This window comes from Luteibacter sp. 621 (assembly GCF_050435445.1).
Lineage (GTDB): Bacteria > Pseudomonadota > Gammaproteobacteria > Xanthomonadales > Rhodanobacteraceae > Luteibacter.
In genome coordinates this window covers 32,701-50,118 of record NZ_JBNDKI010000018.1, presented here as the reverse complement: position 1 = coordinate 50,118, position 17,418 = coordinate 32,701, and the positions used below count along the sequence as shown (strand labels likewise).

The following is a 17,418-nucleotide window of genomic DNA, read 5'->3' as shown; positions in this document are numbered from 1 at the left end:
AATTCCTGCGTCGTGGCTGTACGTAGGTCTACTTAGATGAGGCCCGCCGCTTCGAGCCACTCATCGACCGAGCTATCTATCACCACGTCGGCATGCATGCGCATCGACTCTTTGACACCGTGCCCGAGGGTAATGAGAAGAACCTGTGCGCCCTCCCTCCGTGCAAATTTCATCGCCGGAACGAAGTCGCTATCGCTCGTTACAAGGACGATCAGCGACGATAGCCGCTTCAAGGTGAGGCTCGCCATGTCGAGACCGATCCGCATATCGACACCCTTCTGACTTATCAGCGGCTTGACGTCTCTGCCAGTCAATACAACGTTCCCGTCCTTGACCTTGCGTAGCCCGCCCTTCGGCGCCCACCCTTCGAACGACAATTCGCCAAGCCGATTCGCAAAAAAGGCCTCACACGCCAGTTTCTTGTGTAGTGTCAGGTTCTCCCGAAACGCCGCCGTTGCCCCGAAATCAATGCTCTCCCTTGAGAACGGGTTGTGCACCACCTCTCTCGACGGCGCTGCGTCATAGAAATAAATGCGATGAAGCCTGTGCGGGCCTAGCAGCGGATGCGCACGGATCGCCAACGTGAGGCGAACGACATCCTGCGAAGCGGCGGCTTGTTTGGCGGCTCGCGCCTTTCGCTTGACGAACCCGCCGTCAAGCATGATCGCGTAAGAAAGCATGAGGCCCCTCCTGGGCACAGAAATGGCCGCCAAGCAGGTGGAGGTCTAGCCTCTCTTATATGTCACCTGCAGGGCAGCCGGGTCTTCCCTGACGCGCTTTGCGTCGAGCGGAAGTATGTTCGTCTCGTCATCCCGGTCAAGACCTTTGGCGTGGATGTCGGAGCAAAAGTGCATAGCCACACGCAAAAGAGTCACATCGCAGGCACCTGTAACGGAAGCACCTATCGCGTGAACATAGTCAGGGTCCGCGAATATTCGAAAAATTGACTCAGGAGTCGACACCAAGCACGATCGGGCGGCAAAGAAGTTTCTTCGCTTAGCCTGATCAGGGATCGTTAGCCGCCGCACCCATTGCCGGTTGCGCTGCTTGCGGCAGCTCCGGGGCAGCGCTTCTGTATTTCCTCAACGATCGCCGTGGACGTCGCGTGCGCGCGGTCGACCTTCGGCCGGTACTCGGTCTGGATGCGTTCAATCTCCGAGGTCAAGGCGATCGTCGCCTTGGGACCGCGGCGCACCCTGGCATCGGCGATATCGCGGTTCATGTCATCGACCAGGCGCTTCTCTTCGTCGCTCGACTCACGCAGGCGCGAGTTCATCTGCACGAGGCTCATGGAATGGATGTCACCCCCGCCTGATGCCGCAGAGCCCACGACCGAACCCGTCACTTCAATCTTCTTGCCGTTGGCGCAGGGCTTGTCCTGAAAGACGGACGAACCGCCCACGGTGCATTTGTAGACCTCGCCGGCTGAGGCGGCGGTAGGCAGTGCGACAACGAGCGAGAGGAGCAGAGCCTGCTTGAGCCACATACCTAGCCATCCCCTAGCTGCACAGTGAGTCGCGATGTTGGGGGATCGTAGCTGTGGCCTGAGGGCGTGTCGAGGGCGGGTTGCCGGAATGGCATACACTTGAGGTATGCCAAACTTTGCGCAGGTCGAGTAGACAAGAAGCGCTCGAACAAATAAGCCTCAAAAGGAAGACCTAATGCGAGTCACCTGCTTTTCCGACGCCGGCAACAGTGACTTGATCGCGGAGGATGGGGAACATTTGACGACAAGGGGCCTCAGGCTCATGGGTAAAGGCTGACCTTGGGAATGGACGGGAGACCGGGCTGGAAGATCGGATCACGGAGGGCGTTCGCGGAGGCGGGCGTGTGCGTGTTGGTGCTCGCAGGCGCCGTCGGCCTCCATGCCCGATGGGCCGGTTGGGTGTTGGCTTTGGCCCTACTGGTCTTCTTCGTAGCGGGCTCGGCCTATCTGTTGTGGCGGCTCGCATGCCGTAAGCCTGGTACACCGCCACAACTTGGCCAGGTCGCTGCCATGCCAAAGTGGCTCAAGCGATGGGCGCTCGGCGACTCAGATCAGGATCGGTGAAAGACATGACGCAGCAGGAACAAGCGCCGAACTCTGATATCGCGGAGACGAGAGACAACTTCGAGAGTGCGTTCAATTACTTCGTGCGTGCGCTTGAGGTGCTTTCGCACGACCCCGAGATGCAGTGTGACGAGATGGGCAACTACAACACGCCGTATGAGATCCAGCGGGATGTCGCCGGCGGTGGGTTGGGTATTTTGCGTATCTCGGCTGCATATCTTGAATGGGAGCACGCCGAGGCGATCCTTGATCTCGTTGCCGCCATCAGGCGCCTTCCTCCAGAAGCGATCGTGGTGCCACACGTGAGTATGACGCGACGTGAGGGCTGCCTTATCGCGATGAACCACCCTGCGTGGTCGACGCTTCGGACTGGGGCGGGAAAACTCTTGGAGCTGCTTAACCCGGTCATCGAACGGAATCGCGCTTACTTCGCATCTCCAGGATACCCATAGGCTCACCGTGACATCTGAATCCCTTCCCTCGCAGGAGACAAGGCGAAAGTAGGGATCAGGTGCGTCACCAGGTGCGGCCAGCCGTATCCGCCTTCCGCGCTGCCTGAATGTTCCGAAGCGAATGGTCGCCGCACTGGCCGCTCGCACTCGTAAACTGCCGTCCTCATTTGCGCTCCTTAGAAAAAGCAACGCCACCCTCAATGGGGTGGCGTGCGACCCGGCGACCGAGACCGACGGGGGAGTGAAAGCACTATGCGAGAAGGGTCAGCGACGGGTCAAGATGTCCGTCGCGGATCCATAGGCATGCTGCTACGTCGCCCAGAGGTGACCATCGACCGCAAGCATGAGATCTCCGTATTCGCACATCGATGCGCATGTGGAACACGATTTGTCCTAAAGACAACGCACATGTGATTTGTTACGGTCGCTTCGTTGCCTGCGCGCGTTTCACCCCCGCCACGCAGGCAACCACCGCTCAGTGCGGTGAGAGTCGCGAGCCAGGCGTGTTGACGCACACCTGGCTCGCTAACCACAAACAACTGCAGAAGAGTTGAATATGGCTATCCCTGATCATACGGCATCCGCTCGCCCGCCGATTCTCCCCGGCGACACTCCAACCGAAAACGGGCCGCCTGCATAAGCCGCAGGCACGGTTGAAGAACCGCAGCGACCGCCATCTTTGAGGCAATTCTTGATCGAATGAGGCAGGCATGACGCCTGGCACGCCTCACGAACGGTCGTCGCCGCATACCACTTCGTCAATCAAGCCGCCCGGCGCCCGGATAGGGCAGCCGGTGAACCCGCGATCCTATGGTCCGTGGCATGGCAGGCGTTTGCCTGTCGTGCCACGTTAGAGCGAGCGTTGGCGGCACTATGGAATTTGCGACATGAGTGAGTTGAATGAACCCGTCGAGGCGTCGGAGCCTCACGTCCACGAACTGCTGAACGAGGCGATCGTCTGGCTGCAGTACGCACGTGGTGTCACTGCCACGCTGGCCGATCTTGTCCATGAAGCGGAAGGCGTGGATGGTAAGCAGCTTGGCCTGTCGCTCGAGGCGGTCGCCGCCATGATGCAGGCGGGCGTCGAGCGGGTAGGGCAGGCGCATGCGAAATGGACCTGGGAGCAGAGGCATGCGGCCGCCCAGGCCTAGTTAATCGGTAGCCGGCACCCAGGATGGGGCTCGGCTAGGCAACAACGGGGCCTGACGGCTATCCTCGCTCCCACCCACATTGACCCCACCCGGGCGAGCGGTTCCGGCGGGCAGGGGGCATGGGCGGGGTTGGGGGACAGCCTACCGTTGAAGACATACGACCTCGTCGAACGTCCTCATGCAGGTTCGCGCACGTCTTTCGTTGTCCGAAGTCGCAACCTGCATCTACGGGCGGTAATTCGCTGCCCCTCATGGGAGTCGTCGGCATGGCACGTTTGAACGGTTGGGCTTCGGTGAAGAAGCTCCTTGTAACAGGCGCCCTTCTGCTGGCGCTGAGCGCCCCCGCCGTGGCGGATGTCACACCGCTACCGGCAAGCTTCCACACCCAGGACATCGCGACCGATGGCGCGACGATCCATGTCCGCGTCGGTGGCACCGGCCCGGCCGTGCTGCTTCTGCACGGATTCGGCGATACCGGCGACATGTGGGCGCCGCTCGCCATTGATCTGGCCCGCGACCACACGGTGGTGATCCCCGACCTGCGCGGCATGGGCTTGTCGTCACACCCCGAGGGTGGCTACGACAAGAAGACCCAGGCAGCGGACATGCGTGCCGTGCTGGCGAAGCTGGGTATCGAGAAGTCGGTTGTCGTTGGCCATGACATTGGCACGATGGTCGCCTATGCGTATGCGGCCCGCTACCCGGACAAGACGGTGAAGCTCATCGTGATGGATGCGCCGGTTCCGGGTATTCCGCCGTGGGACACGATCGTTCGCAACCCGCTACTTTGGCACTTTGATTTTGGAGGTCCGGATATGGAGCGCCTGGTCGCCGGCCGTGAGCGCATTTACCTCGATCGGTTCTGGAATGAATTTGCGGGGACACCGTCGAAGATCGATGAGGGTGCGCGTAACCATTACGCCGCTATCTATGCTCGGCCTGGTGCCATGCATTCGGCATTCCTGCAGTTCCGGGCCATTCGGACCGATGCCGTTGATAACAAGGATGCGCCAAGTCACAAGCTTACGATGCCTGTGCTTGCGATTGGTGGTGAGAAATCGTTCGGCGCGAATGAGGCGATTGTGATGCGGAACGCGGCGACTAACGTTACGGAGTTGGTGGTACCTGGGGCTGGGCACTGGTTGATGGAGGAGGCGCCTGGTGTGACGACTCAGGCGATTCGGAAGTTCATCGAGGCGAAGTGATTAATCGCCCGTCGTTGGCCGATCGAACATGGCACCGGACGTCGCACTTCGCGAGGACACGCGGCGGTCACTTCAGTGCCGCGTGGTCCCGCGCCGTACCAGGGTCGGTGGAATCGTGATGGTCAGTTTCGCCGGCGCTTCCGCCAGCAGCGCCACGCTACCTTCCGCCAAGGCCTGCATGTCCTGGTGGAAGGTGGTGATGTCGTACGCGCGCCAGCCGGCCATGGGGATGTCATCGAACCCGATGACCTGCATATCCCCAGGTACGGACAGGCCAAACTCGGTGCGCAAGGCATCCAGCGCACCGATGGCCACGAGGTCGTTGACGCAGAACAGGCCGTCGGGGCGGCTGCCCGAGCTCATCAGGGCCACCGCGGCGGCATAACCTTCCTCATAGCTGTAGCCCGCCACCAGCCGTTCGGGTTCCGGCATGCCGCGCTCTTTCAGGCGCTTCAGAAAACCCTTCTCACGCTCACTCTGCGACTGGCTCTCGCGGCCAGCCAGGTAAGCAATAGAGGTGCAGCCGCCATCGATCAGCAGATCGGCCGCGACACCACCCGCGGAGCGGTTATCCGTGGATACCGTGCGCAGGCTGCCGACGCGCTTCGAATTCACGGCGACGATGGGAATCCCGACGCTTTCCAGGGCACGTACGACGCGCGTGGAGCTGATGGCCATGGCGCTGATCACGCCATCGATCCGGTAGCGCGACAGCTCGCCCACGATCTCGTCGATGTTCGCATCGCTGTGCGTATCGACCAGCATGATTTCGAGTTTGCGGGCGCGTAACAGCTCGGTGACGCAGCGGAGGAACTCGGTGAAGAACGGGTTGTAGAAGCCGCCGACGATGACCGCGATGATGCCGGAGCGGCCGGTTTGCAGGATGCCGGGCAGGGCGTTGGGCCGGTAGTTGAGCTCAGCCGCGGCCTTCATCACCTTTTCGCGTATGGCTGCGGATACTGCCGCGCCGCCGGGGCTAAACACCCGCGATACCGTGGATTGGGACACTCCGGCCAGGCGGGCTACGGCGGTCGAGGATGGCTGGGCGCGGTTGGCACCTGGCGGGCTAGGTGGGGTCCGGGGCATTGCCCAGCCTAGCATTTCCTTGCACAGCAGCAGACACAGGCGTACCCTTGCATAGCTATGCAGGCGCGGCAAATTGTCAGGGGCGCCTTCTCCGGATTTGGAGCCCACAAGGGGTGGTCTCCGGTTTCCATCGCCAGCACGGCGACGACGAGTGCCAACGCATCCGCCGCCCCGGCTGGCACTAGCCAAGGCTCGGCGTGGGATGACGCCAGCGGCGGCGATTCCTCAGTGAGGATCCATAAATGAGTACATCGGAGAGTGCCCTCGCACGTTGGGGCAGGCGTTTGCTTGCCCTCGTGTTGGGCCTGTTTGGCCTGGCGATGGTGGTTGGCGGCGTTCGCCTCATCACCCTGGGTGGTAACTGGTATTACGCCATCGCCGGCTTGTTGAGCCTGGCGAGTTCGATCAGCCTGTTCCGCCGCCGCACCAGCGCCACGCTGTGGTTCGGCGTGCTGTTCGTCCTCACGCTGGTGTGGACGATCTGGGAATCCGGCGCGGATTACTGGGGTTGGGTGCCGCGCTTCGCACTGATCCTCATTTTCGCCATCGCCTTCTCGTTCCTGCTGCCCAGCCTGCACCAGGGTCGCCTGTCGCGTGCTGTCACGCGTGGCATCCCGGCCCTGCTCATTGCGGCCTTCGTGGTCGCGGGCGGCCTGGCGTTCGTGCCGCACCACGTCACCGCGGCCAGCAACGTGCCGGAGCCGGGCGATAACCCCTTCGCCGCCGACACGGGCCCGAGCCCGGAAAGCGGTATCCCCGGTTCCGACTGGCCGACTTACGGTGGCAACCAGGCCACGCAGCGTTACAGCTCGCTGACCCAGATCACGCCGGCCAATGTGAAGGACCTGCAGGTCGCCTGGACCGCGCAGGTCGGCGATGTGCCGACGGATACGCGCTGGGGCGTGCAGAACACCCCGCTGAAAATCGGCAACATGGTCTACGTGTGCGGCTACCTCAACAAGGTGGTTGCGCTCGACGCCGCCACCGGTGAGCACAAGTGGGAATTCGACCCGGGCATCACGTCGAAGTCGGTGCCGTATACCCCGTCGTGCCGCTCGATGAGCTACTACGAGGACCACGGTACGGCCACGGCCAGCACCGATGCGCCCGCCGGTGCGAGCAGCACCGCCGCTGCCGTTGCCCCGGCCACGGGCGCCATGTGCGACCGTCGCATCATTGTCGGCACGCTGGATGCCCGCGTCATCGAACTCGATGCCGCCACCGGCAAGCGCTGCACGGACTTCGGCCAGAACGGCGAGGTCAGCCTCACGGTCGATATGGGCAAGGTCTACCACGGCTACGTGGCGATCACGTCGCCGCCCATGGTCATCCGCGACACCATTGTCGTCGGCCACACCACGGTCGATGGCCAGCGTGCCTTTGGTCCCGCCGGCGTCACCAAGGCGTACGACGTCAAGACCGGCAAGCTGAAGTGGGCATGGGACGCGGCAGCGCCGAACGATCCCGCCCCGCGTACCGGTGAAGACCTCTACAAGCGTGGGTCGCCGGATGTGTGGACCTCGTTCACGGGCGATAACAAGCTGGGCCTGGTGTTCCTGCCGGTGGCGAATGCCTCGGGTGATTACTACTCCAGCAGCCGCACTGCGGACGAGCTGAAGTACTCGCCGTCGCTCACCGCTATCGACGTCGAGACGGGCCTGCCGCGCTGGACGTTCCAAAACACGCACGACGACGTGTGGGATTACGACCCGGGTTCGCCGCCCACGCTGGTGGATTACCCGCAGAAGGATGGCACCAAGGTGCCGGCCATCATCTTCCCGACGAAGAATGGCGAGTTCTACGTGCTTAACCGCGAGACCGGCAAGTCGCTGTTCGGCGTGGAAGAGCGCCCCGTGCCGCAGGGCGGCCTCGAGCCGGCTGCGCGCAGCAAGACGCAGCCGTTCTCCAAGTTCAATTCGGTGGCGCAGCCGGACCTTACGCCGGCCAGCATGTGGGGCCTGACCCCCATCGACCAGCTGTTCTGCCGCATCCAGTTCGCGGAAGCGGACTACCGCGGCAAGTTCACGCCGCCGGATACCAAGCACCCGATCATCGATTACCCGGGCTACAACGGTGGCGTCGACTGGGGTGGCGTGGCGTTCGATCCTGCCCGTGGCCTGATCATCTCCAACTACAACGACATGCCGAACTACGTGAGGCTGGTGACGCGTGCGGAAGCCGACAAGCTGGGCTGGAAGGCGCGTGACGTGCTCAACGACCCGGTGCAGGAAGCCAGGGCCGAAGGTGCCGGCGACCCGCAGGAAGGCGTCCCCGTGGCTGTCAATGTCAACGCAGGCTGGCAGGTGCCGGCGACGGGCATGCTCTGCAAGGAACCGCCGTACGGTGGTATCCGCGCCATCGATATCCGTGATGGCCGCACCGTGTGGGATCGCCCCTTCGGTACCGCACGTGAGAACGGTCCGTTCGGCATGCCCACCGGCCTTCCGATCCAGATCGGTACGCCGAACAACGGTGGCTCGGTCATCACGAAGTCGGGCCTGGTGTTCATCGCCGCGGCCACCGACAACCTGATCCGCGCGATCGACATCAAAACCGGCGAAACCATCTGGTCGGCCCCGCTGCCTGCCGGCGCCCAGGCGATGCCGATGGTGTACGAGCAGGATGGGCGCGAGTTCGTGGTGATCACGGCGACTGGCCACCACTTCATGCATACGCCTAAGGGCAATTACGTTGTGGCGTACGCTCTGCCTAAGCGGTGAGTGGTTTGCGGGCTCTCGTTAAGCGAGAGTCCGCATTTTTTAATTGAAACGATGAAGGGGCTGGGATGATTCCGGCCCCTTTTTGCGTTGTGGTGAGGTGCTATCGCGGGTGTAGCCAAATGGGCAGAAGACAAAGGCATTACTCTGGACTTCATCGGGGCTCGGGAGGCGATGCAGGACGGGTTAGTCGAGCAACTCAACGGCAGCTTTCGGCGAGGCGTACTCGACATTCCCGTCTTACTGAAACTGACGGAAGTACGCGAACAAGCAGAACTCTGGGTAGCTGATTGCAAGCGCGAGATGCGACGCGACAGGCTTGGCGGGATGACGCGCTGAATTCAGGCAACAAGACAATCCGGCTGTCTTGTGCTGAGGTTGACACTGACTAGTGCGGGTCGACACCTGGGTCTCAATTCAAGCCAGATACACTTTGCCGAATCGGGAGGCCCCTCCAACGCACTTCAGCGTGAGAGTAATCTATAGCCTTGGGCCAATTAAGACAGGGATAGAATCATGGCAGCGACAGGGGGAAAGAAGGCAGCTCCGACCATCGAGAACGAGCTCAATGGCCGTAGTGACTGGTTGCGGCGAGCGGCTTCCGAATTTCTCACTATGCGTCGTCATCCTAGTCAGGAAGAGATCGCCGCGTTGGCCGACCACTGCCTGGCGGAAGCCAAGCAAGAGCTGAAGGAGAAGTCCGTAACCCTTGAAGACGGTTCCATCGAGGCCGCCCCCACTGGGCCGGAGATTCGATTGAAGTCCGTGAGCCAGATCAAGGGTGTGAATGCGTTGCGTGCGGACGTCGTTCTCAACCTCGATCAAGGCAACCTTACCGTCGTCTACGGCACAAACGGGAGTGGCAAAACCGGCTATGCGCGCTTGATCAAAGAGATCTGCGGAGCTAAAGCCAAGGACGACCACCTCTACGGGAACGTCTTTGACGAGGATAACACCCCACCGGAAGCGACGGTGGTGGTGACGATCGACACGAAAGATCAACCCGCTCACCCGTGGACCGTGGCCACGGGTGCCATTCATGACATGGTGTCGACTGTCCAGGTCTTCGACACGACGGCCGCGACGCTTTTTACAGACAAGTCAAATGCGGCGACCCACGAGCCCCGTGCAATGCGCTTCTTGTCAGGGCTGATTGCGATTTCTGACGGGGTCGCGGCGGAACTTCGCCGGCGGAGGGATCTCGCCGTCTCGAAGTTGCCCACCTTACCCGCCGAGCATGCGAACACACCAGCAGCGCAGTTCTTTGCCCAAATGTCGAAGGCTAAGCCAGATGAGGTCAACGAGGCTTGTGTCCTGCCGAAGAATATCGACGACGAGATCGCAGAATTAGAAGGGGCGCTTGCAGCGGAAGACCCCACGGGAAAAATTGCCGCCCTAACAGCCAGCCTCCAGCGCAACACAGATATCCGTTCGGACTGTGATGAGCTGGCGAAGGGGCTAACCGATGCTGCCATTGGCGCGGTAGCGGCCGCGCGTAAAGACGCAACCACGGCACGCTCGGCAGCCACCGCTTTCGCCAAAGAACTCTTCGAGGGCATCCCTCTGGCTGGTGTGGGTGAGGCCGTGTGGCGGGAACTCTGGTCGCATGCAAAAGGCTATTCGGAGAAAGTTGCCTACGTGGGAATGGACTATCCCGTGCTCGGCGACAAAGCTCGATGTGTGTTATGTCAGCAGGAACTCGGCGACGAAGCGAAGGGTCGTATGCTCAGCTTCTCTGAGTACTTGGAGGGCGCGCTCGAGACCAAGGCCGTGGCCGCCGAGCAAGCGATGACTGACGCTGTGGCCGACTTCACGAAGTCCCCTGAAGCGACCTTTTGGCCCCTTGTAGCGGCGGCAACCGGCCTCACCGAAGACGCATTTAGGCCTCTTCAAGACGCTCTCTCAGCTCGTTTCGAGGCGGCCGGGAAATCCGACGAGCCAGCAGGCCTCCCGCCTCTCGACTTCTCTCACCTGCTTGATGCCTTGAACAACGAGGACGCCCGGCTGCAGCGTGAGCGCGATGCACTGATTGCAGTGGCGGGGGCGCAGGGGCGTGCAGAGAAAACGGTTCGCTTACAGGTGCTTAAGGCACACAAGTGGCTGGCGAGCATTCGGCCTTCCTTGCTTGAAGAATGCGACCGGCAGATAACGCTCAAGTCGCTTGATGATGCAGTGTCGCTGACCACGACAAACGTCCTGACGAGAAAGGTCGGCGAAGTTGCCAATGAATACCTCGTCGGCGGTTACGTCGAGCGTTTCAACAATGAACTTGCGGGGTTGGGTGGGAGCCAGGTCCGTGTGAAGTTGAACGCCAAGTCCGAGGGCAAGGGCCGCTTCAGCTTCAGCCTCGATCTGAGAGATGGGAAGACAAAGGCTGCTCCGCGGCTGATCTTGAGCGAAGGCGAGCAGCGGGCCGTCGCGCTTGCATCGTTCCTTGCAGACGTCACCAGTGCGGCGAGAGCGGCACCGGTGATCTTTGACGATCCGATCTCATCGCTCGATCAAGACTTCGAAGAGGCGGTAGCCACCCGGCTTATCGAATTGAGCCGGACCCGGCAGGTCATCGTTTTCACACATCGCTTGTCGATGATGACATTGCTGCAGGCCGCTGCAGACAAGTTGGTCGAATTCGGTCAGCAAGTAAAGGTTGCAGTCCAGGTGATCAGTCGAATGCCTGATGGCGCGGGCGTTCCCTCGGAATTCGACATCTTCTCCCAGAGGCCGAAGGCAGGTCTCAACAACCTGCTTCAGGGGATCAATAGTCTTGGCAATGTGCCTGCGAATGTTGAGCCATTCGTACGAGCTGGCCTTTGCAGCACGTTCCGCCTCTTCTTGGAGAAGATTGTGGAATACCACTTGTGTGCAGATGTCATTGCTCGGTATCGGAGAGATGTTCAGACGAAGAATAAAATCGCAAAGCTTGCACTGGTGACGCCGGAAGACTGTCAACTCGTCGATGAGATGATGTCGAAATATTCCGGCTTCGTGCACTCGCAGGCTCAAGAGGCGCCTGCAAAGGTCCCCTCCGCTGAAGTGCTCAAGGAGGATGTGACGAAGGTGAAGACGTGGCTGGATGAATTCGATCAGAGGGTTAAGGCTGCCTTTCCTGGAAAGTGACACGGCGCAAATGAGTGGCGGCCGCCCTCTGCAACACAGGCTCGCACTGTTCGCAGCCAGGGTGGCGGGCGATGTTTCTGCCCCCACCTGCCGTATGGCGGCCTGTCACGGTGCTGCGGGCCCCTTCTTGCGCCGCTCATCGGGGCCCGTGGCGTAATTCCGCGCCATCGACGAAGATCACCAGTGTAATCCGCGGCAGCAAAGGCAACTAGCTCTGCAAAGGTGACATCAGCAAGCAAGACATTGTGCGCACCACCGACGAGGTTCTGCGAGTTAGCACCTTGCTACAATTGGGCTATAGCCTTAACTCAGTCCGGCGTCATTCTTCCAGATTTTCTGTGTCACCGATCGAGTGGCTCTAGGAAGCACCAGGGCGAAATGACGTTCAACAAAGCCTGCCGCCAACTGGCGACGCTATGCATCGGCGTCGTCAAGTTGAGGGTCTGCCGGACTAGTGTGCGGTAGAGGTTGCTCTCGAGCTGAGGTCATGAATCAGTCGGGCATCGGTTGCGACAATTACCTTGAACGCACGGCTTCCATCGGCCAACGTTGACGTAACAACGAGTTTGTCACCGACGGATCTCACAAGCCGCCATTGAAGCCGATCCTCATCGGAGTGCAGTTCAATTTTCGGGAACGTAGTCGTTTCTAGCAAGAAGTCCAGCTTTGACGTGTTGAATCCCACGAACCATGGGAACATCACTAAGAAAATCGGAACGGCCAATACAGCTACCACTTTTTGTCCCGGCGTAAAGGTCTCAGTGCCGCCGGTATAAAAGACTCTCGCAAGGACCCCAGACGTCGATAACGTGACGCAGAGCAAGGATACTATCGCGCTCAACGTCGGCATCCATGAGGTGTGGAATACGGCGGCGGAGATTCCAATTGTCGCAGGTACTAGCCAGGCCGCACGAAGCATCCAGGACCATATTGCGTCAGAGTGTTGAATAGACGCTCGAAGGAGGACGGCGATAGCAACGGTAAAAAGCACGACGAGAATGCACGTTGTACCCGCAGCAACTATATCCGTAGTGGTGAGGGCACCGACTATCCACCGGGCGCCGACGTTAGAGAAGTACGAAAGGTTGTAGATATACCCTGCAACAAGGGCCCAGCCGACTAGGCTTGCAAGGGAGGCTCCAATCGCGGTCGCACGCTGGCCGACTTTCGTTGCCAGCGCGAACATCAACTCGGTCGAGCTATCCCTGTTCATTTGTCGCCTCGAAGCCTGTGTGCGTCGCACTGCCGCCAGCGTTTGGACTCTCGTTACCGCTGCAAAACTCATAGAGAGCATGCGCTAGGCGCGCAAACGCCCAGCATTCTCTGCAGCCGTAATTGCAGTATGGTTTGCGGTGTAGACTGTTAATTTTGGGACTGACAAGAAATCGAAGTCATCAGTTAGGATGGGGATCGATCCATTGGCGAGTGCCTCTTGTACGATCAAGAGGTCATATCCATCGATTTTGAGATTGCGAAAGTCGATAAGCATTTGATCGGCTGCACGGGCGTCAACCATGATCCCGGATGTCCAGGTGCTCATTTCCGCGACCTGTTGCCATGCCGATAAGACTTCGGCAATTACTTTTCGGCGGTGATTGGGTTCCCAGCGCATTTGTTTGACATTTTTGTTGTTGCCACGTTCGCGCGCTGCCGAGGCCTCCTCTCGCTCAATTACGTGAGTGAGCTCAGGCAGCGTGAAAGGCGTCCTAAGCAACCGACAACCTTCGGCGATGCATCGATCTAGGAAGTCGGCATAGATCGATGCAGCGTCTTGCCTCTTTCCGAGACTAAACGGACTGTAACTCGAGAGAAGCCAAACATTTGTGTCTACTAGAAGCTTATCGGGTACTTTTACTTGAATATTCGATACGTCAATGGCTATCGCATTGACCTTCCTGGTCGATGACTTGCTGCGATCCATAGCGCCTCTTAGTTTGATGTGCCCGAATAATGGCGCTTCGCATTGTCGATAACGCGACGCAATGTGCTAAAGCCCAGCGGGCTAAGGTTGAGTACTTGGAGCCGCTGATTCAATAGATCCGAGGGCATCCTCTGGAGAAGCCGACCGATCGCCAAATTGAAGAATGGCGTCGAGAAAATCTCTACGCCGGCGAAGTCCAACTCAACCGTCTCAACGTCAATGCGACGGAGGATTTCCTGGTACAAGGCCTCACCCGCCTTCGATGAGACGGCGTTTCGGCCAGAAATCTCGGATACGGGGATTCTCATAGTCATATCGGTCAGAAAAGGGGCGTCCCGGGTGGAGGCAATGCCTGTTCAAGTTCCTGTTGGAAACGGTACGTCCGATTGTCGCAGTTTAGGCTGATCTGAACGACTGTGGCACCCATCGAAAGCAGTAGGCTGCGAAATTCTGGTGGGCCGCCCTCTACTCTCCCATGCCCGTGATGTGAGTAGACGTCAAGCCTGCCGCCGTTCACGCCTACGAACTCTCGTAAGAGGTCCAAGCCTAACCCGCGTGGATAGCGCTCGTGGCTTGCGGTAGTCGTCCCTCTTGTGAAAGCCCACTCGAGCGCCTGGTCCCCGGGAATCCAGGTCTTGCGCAATTTTTGGGCCGCATTGTGAGGGATTCCAGGTCCAAAGTCGGCGACGGTGAGAAGGAGAGTGTGATCATCGATTTGCTCGCCACATGTAAATACGCCTAGTGCAGAATCGCCATGCTCGAACGCATTTGCGTAAATTTCCCAAAGATGCGTAATAAAGGCATCTCTGAGCAACGTACTCATCTCTAGCCTCGACTCCCCGAGCCACTGGTCACGTAGAAACGCAATAATGGCATCCTCATCCTCCATCTCGTCGTGGCGGAAAAGTGTGCGTGGTGTCGAGGGGACGCCAATAAAGAGGTGATTTCGGCAGCCGCTGTCGACGAACCGCCTGTATACCTCGCTCGACATGGTTGCAATGTCGATGTGCGGCTGAATTCCGCGGAGGCGAAGCTGGCGGCATAGGCCGGCAAGGAGTACTAGCCCAATGGGGCGAAGCTGCATGCACCTGCTGAAGTCGAACGTGATGGGTACACGCGGCAGTCCCATGATCCGAGCATAGATATGCGACAACGCCTCATAGGCGCTCTCCGAGTTGTCGCTAGTTGGAAAATAGAACCGCATAGGCCATCCGGCAGCGCGTTCCAGTAAGTCGGCTCCACCGACCATTTCTTGAGTGCATTGCGGGAACCCTAGGAATCCCTCCAGTTGCACCGCAACAAAACCCGCCCTAGATTGGTGCAATGCATGCACCCGAACAGGCTGAGCTCCTCACGCTTCTAGGTACCGGCCTCGCGGTCGTCGGGCCGGACCTACGCGTGCTCTGGATCAACCCCGCCCTGGGCGAGGTGCTGGATGTCGGCCCGCGCACGGCCATAGGCCAACCCCTGTCCCAGCTGCTGCGGGAACCCGCCCTGGCCAGCCAACTCGAGCGAACCCTCGATGAAGGCCGCGGCTTCAACCTCCGCGGGCTCACCTTTGGGGTGGCGCGGGGCCGTGAGGTCACCGCCGACCTGGCCATGCAGCCCATCGGCAATGGCAAGGTGCTGGTGGAGGTCCACCCCTTGGCGCCTGACCTGCACGGTTCGGAGACCCCCCTCTCGGCCACCCTGCGTGGCTTTGCCCACGAAGTGAAGAACCCCCTGGCCGGCCTGCGTGGTGCGGCGCAGCTGCTGGAGCGCCGTTTGGCCGAAGGCGACCTGCGCCAACTGGCCGCCATGGTGATTGCCGAGGCCGACCGGCTGGCTGCCTTGGCCGATGGCCTGTTGCGCCACGGCGGTACCGCCCGGATCGGGCCGGTGAATATCCACGAGCTGCTGGAACGCCTGGAAGGCCTGGTTACCGCCGAGCCCGGCGCACCACGCGTGCGCCACGACTACGACCCCAGCCTGCCCGATGTCACCGGCGATAACGACCGCCTGCTGCAGGTGCTGCTCAACCTCACCCGCAATGCCGGCGAAGCCGGCGCGCAGCAGATCACCCTGCGTACCCGCATCGAGCACGGCGCCCGCCTTGGCGAGCGCACCGTCCGCGCCGCGTTGCGCGTGGATGTGATGGACGACGGCCCCGGTGTGGCCGATGAACTACGCGATGTGCTGTTCCATCCGCTAGTGAGCGGCCGCCCCGATGGCACCGGCCTTGGCCTCGCGCTCTCGCGCGAGATCGCGCTGGAGCACGGCGGCGACCTGCGTTATGTGAGCCGACCTGGCGATACGGTGTTCTCCCTTTATCTCCCCATGGAGCGTGCGCATGAGTGAGATCTGGATTGCCGACGATGACCGTGGTGTGCGTTTCGTCCTGGCCGAAGCCTTGCGAGATGCCGGCCACACGGTGCGTGAGTTCAGCGCGGGCGATGCGGTACGTGCCGCCCTGGAAGAAAGTCGCCCCGCGCTGCTGGTGACGGATGTACGCATGCCTGGCGAAAACGGTCTGCGCCTGCTCGAAGACCTCACCCGGCGCAACATCGGCCCGGTGATCGTCATGAGTGCGTTCACCGATGTGGCGACCACCGCAGCGGCCTACCGCGCCGGTGCCGCCGATTACCTCGCCAAGCCGTTCGATCTCGATCAGGCGGTGGAAACCGTCGAACGTGCACTCGCGGCGGCGAACGAAGAAGTCAGCATCCCGCCACAACGGGGCGATACGCACGCGCTGATCGGCGAAAGTGTCGCCATGCGCGAAGTGTTCCGCCTGATCGGCCGCGTCGCCGCCAGCGATCTCAACGTGCTGATCACCGGTGAAACCGGCACTGGCAAGGAACTGGTCGCCCGCGCCCTGCACGAAGAAAGTGCCCGCGCCGGCAAGCCGTACGTGGCACTGAACACCGCGGCCATCCCGGCCGAACTGCTGGAAAGCGAACTGTTCGGCCACGAGGCCGGCGCCTTCACCGGGGCCACCCGTCGCGTCGCTGGCCGGTTCGAACAAGCCGATGGCGGCACGCTGTTCCTCGATGAAATCGGCGACATGCCGTTGGGCCTGCAAACGCGTCTCCTGCGCGTGCTGGCCGGCGGTGAGTTCTACCGCGTGGGCGGACGTGAGCTGATGCACGGCAACGTTCGCATCATCGCTGCCACGCACCAGGATCTTGAATCGCGCGTGGCGCAGGGTCTGTTCCGTGCCGACCTGAAACACCGCCTGGATGTCGTTCGCATTCCGCTGCCGTCGTTGCGCGAGCGTCGTGGCGATGTGCCGTTGCTGGCAAGGCACTTCCTTAGCCAGGCCGCGGCGGAACTCAATCTCCCAGCGAAGCGCTTCTCGCGCGGCGCCATGAAACTGATCGAACAACGCGATTACCCCGGCAACGTGCGCGAGCTGGAAAACCTCTGCCGCCGCCTGGCGGTAATCTCGCCCGGCCTGGAAATTCAGGCCGCCGACCTCGGCGCGCTACCAGCTCGCGGCAGCCGCACCGGCGAATGGACCGAGGCGCTGCGCATGTGGGCACAGGATGCGCTGGCCCAGGGCGAGGCGGATATCCATTCGCGGGCACGCGAGGCCATGGACAAGACCCTGTTACAGGCTGCGCTGGTGGCCAACGATGGGCACCGCCAGCAAGCAGCCATTGCGCTGGGCGTGGGGCGTAATACGCTTACGCGAAAACTCGGTGCGTCGCGCAAGCGGCGGCCTTCAACGGAAGTGTGAC

Annotated in this window: 15 protein-coding genes; 8 read left to right on the top strand and 7 right to left on the bottom strand. The window is 60.9% G+C overall.

Going from position 1 to position 17,418, the window contains the following annotated elements:
- Nucleotides 1-32 precede the first annotated feature (32 nt).
- Nucleotides 33-680 carry an NYN domain-containing protein gene (locus ABIE56_RS17280; RefSeq protein WP_429245032.1) on the bottom strand — a complete coding sequence of 216 codons (648 nt, stop codon included), beginning with the start codon at nt 678-680 and terminating at the stop codon, nt 33-35.
- A 335-nt stretch (nt 681-1,015) separates the two neighbouring features.
- On the bottom strand, nt 1,016-1,486 hold the full coding sequence (locus tag ABIE56_RS17275) for a DUF4124 domain-containing protein (RefSeq protein WP_429245031.1): 471 nt from the start codon (nt 1,484-1,486) through the stop codon (nt 1,016-1,018).
- 569 nt (nt 1,487-2,055) lie between these two features.
- On the opposite strand from ABIE56_RS17275, the gene ABIE56_RS17270 reads away from it, so the two are divergent.
- From ABIE56_RS17270 to ABIE56_RS17260, 3 genes are all read left to right on the top strand, one after another.
- On the top strand, nt 2,056-2,502 hold the full coding sequence (locus tag ABIE56_RS17270) for a hypothetical protein (RefSeq protein WP_429245030.1): 447 nt from the start codon (nt 2,056-2,058) through the stop codon (nt 2,500-2,502).
- An 887-nt stretch (nt 2,503-3,389) separates the two neighbouring features.
- A complete protein-coding gene (locus tag ABIE56_RS17265) occupies nt 3,390-3,653 on the top strand; it encodes a hypothetical protein (protein ID WP_429245029.1) in 264 nt (87 codons plus the stop codon).
- A 266-nt stretch (nt 3,654-3,919) separates the two neighbouring features.
- Nucleotides 3,920-4,858 carry an alpha/beta fold hydrolase gene (locus tag ABIE56_RS17260; protein ID WP_429245028.1) on the top strand — a complete coding sequence of 313 codons (939 nt, stop codon included), beginning with the start codon at nt 3,920-3,922 and terminating at the stop codon, nt 4,856-4,858.
- Nucleotides 4,859-4,930: 72 nt separating this feature from the next.
- Here ABIE56_RS17260 and ABIE56_RS17255 read toward each other — a convergent pair whose 3' ends face one another.
- Nucleotides 4,931-5,944: a LacI family DNA-binding transcriptional regulator gene (locus ABIE56_RS17255; protein ID WP_429245027.1), complete on the bottom strand. Its 1,014-nt coding sequence runs from the start codon at nt 5,942-5,944 to the stop codon at nt 4,931-4,933.
- A gap of 242 nt (nt 5,945-6,186) precedes the next feature.
- Here ABIE56_RS17255 and ABIE56_RS17250 point away from each other — a divergent pair, with 242 nt between their 5' ends.
- The 3 genes from ABIE56_RS17250 to ABIE56_RS17240 all read left to right on the top strand — a co-directional run bounded on the left by ABIE56_RS17250 (nt 6,187) and on the right by ABIE56_RS17240 (nt 11,778).
- Nucleotides 6,187-8,664 carry a membrane-bound PQQ-dependent dehydrogenase, glucose/quinate/shikimate family gene (locus tag ABIE56_RS17250; protein ID WP_429245026.1) on the top strand — a complete coding sequence of 826 codons (2,478 nt, stop codon included), beginning with the start codon at nt 6,187-6,189 and terminating at the stop codon, nt 8,662-8,664.
- A gap of 102 nt (nt 8,665-8,766) precedes the next feature.
- Nucleotides 8,767-9,000, top strand: a complete 234-nt coding sequence (locus tag ABIE56_RS17245; RefSeq protein WP_429245091.1) for an integrase core domain-containing protein — start codon at nt 8,767-8,769, stop codon at nt 8,998-9,000.
- A 177-nt stretch (nt 9,001-9,177) separates the two neighbouring features.
- Nucleotides 9,178-11,778 carry an AAA family ATPase gene (locus tag ABIE56_RS17240; RefSeq protein ID WP_429245025.1) on the top strand — a complete coding sequence of 867 codons (2,601 nt, stop codon included), beginning with the start codon at nt 9,178-9,180 and terminating at the stop codon, nt 11,776-11,778.
- Between the two features lie 451 nt (nt 11,779-12,229).
- On the opposite strand, the gene ABIE56_RS17235 is transcribed toward ABIE56_RS17240, so the two are convergent.
- The 4 genes from ABIE56_RS17235 to ABIE56_RS17220 all read right to left on the bottom strand — a co-directional run bounded on the left by ABIE56_RS17235 (nt 12,230) and on the right by ABIE56_RS17220 (nt 14,522).
- Nucleotides 12,230-12,991 (bottom strand): hypothetical protein, encoded by a 762-nt coding sequence (locus ABIE56_RS17235; RefSeq protein WP_429245024.1) that lies wholly within the window; start codon nt 12,989-12,991, stop codon nt 12,230-12,232.
- Between the two features lie 84 nt (nt 12,992-13,075).
- Nucleotides 13,076-13,699: a hypothetical protein gene (locus ABIE56_RS17230; RefSeq protein ID WP_429245023.1), complete on the bottom strand. Its 624-nt coding sequence runs from the start codon at nt 13,697-13,699 to the stop codon at nt 13,076-13,078.
- 8 nt (nt 13,700-13,707) lie between these two features.
- Nucleotides 13,708-14,007: an STAS-like domain-containing protein gene (locus tag ABIE56_RS17225; RefSeq protein WP_429245022.1), complete on the bottom strand. Its 300-nt coding sequence runs from the start codon at nt 14,005-14,007 to the stop codon at nt 13,708-13,710.
- Between the two features lie 11 nt (nt 14,008-14,018).
- Nucleotides 14,019-14,522, bottom strand: coding sequence for an ATP-binding protein (locus ABIE56_RS17220; RefSeq protein WP_429245090.1), 504 nt, complete (start codon nt 14,520-14,522; stop codon nt 14,019-14,021).
- A gap of 500 nt (nt 14,523-15,022) precedes the next feature.
- Here ABIE56_RS17220 and ABIE56_RS17215 point away from each other — a divergent pair, with 500 nt between their 5' ends.
- Together ABIE56_RS17215 and ntrC are read left to right on the top strand one after the other, a co-directional pair.
- Nucleotides 15,023-16,036 (top strand): two-component system sensor histidine kinase NtrB, encoded by a 1,014-nt coding sequence (locus tag ABIE56_RS17215; protein ID WP_429245021.1) that lies wholly within the window; start codon nt 15,023-15,025, stop codon nt 16,034-16,036.
- Complete coding sequence (gene ntrC / locus ABIE56_RS17210; protein WP_429245020.1) at nt 16,029-17,417, top strand: nitrogen regulation protein NR(I); 1,389 nt, start codon at nt 16,029-16,031, stop codon at nt 17,415-17,417. Before ABIE56_RS17215 ends, ntrC begins: the two co-directional genes overlap by 8 nt.
- Nucleotide 17,418: the final 1 nt, after the last annotated feature.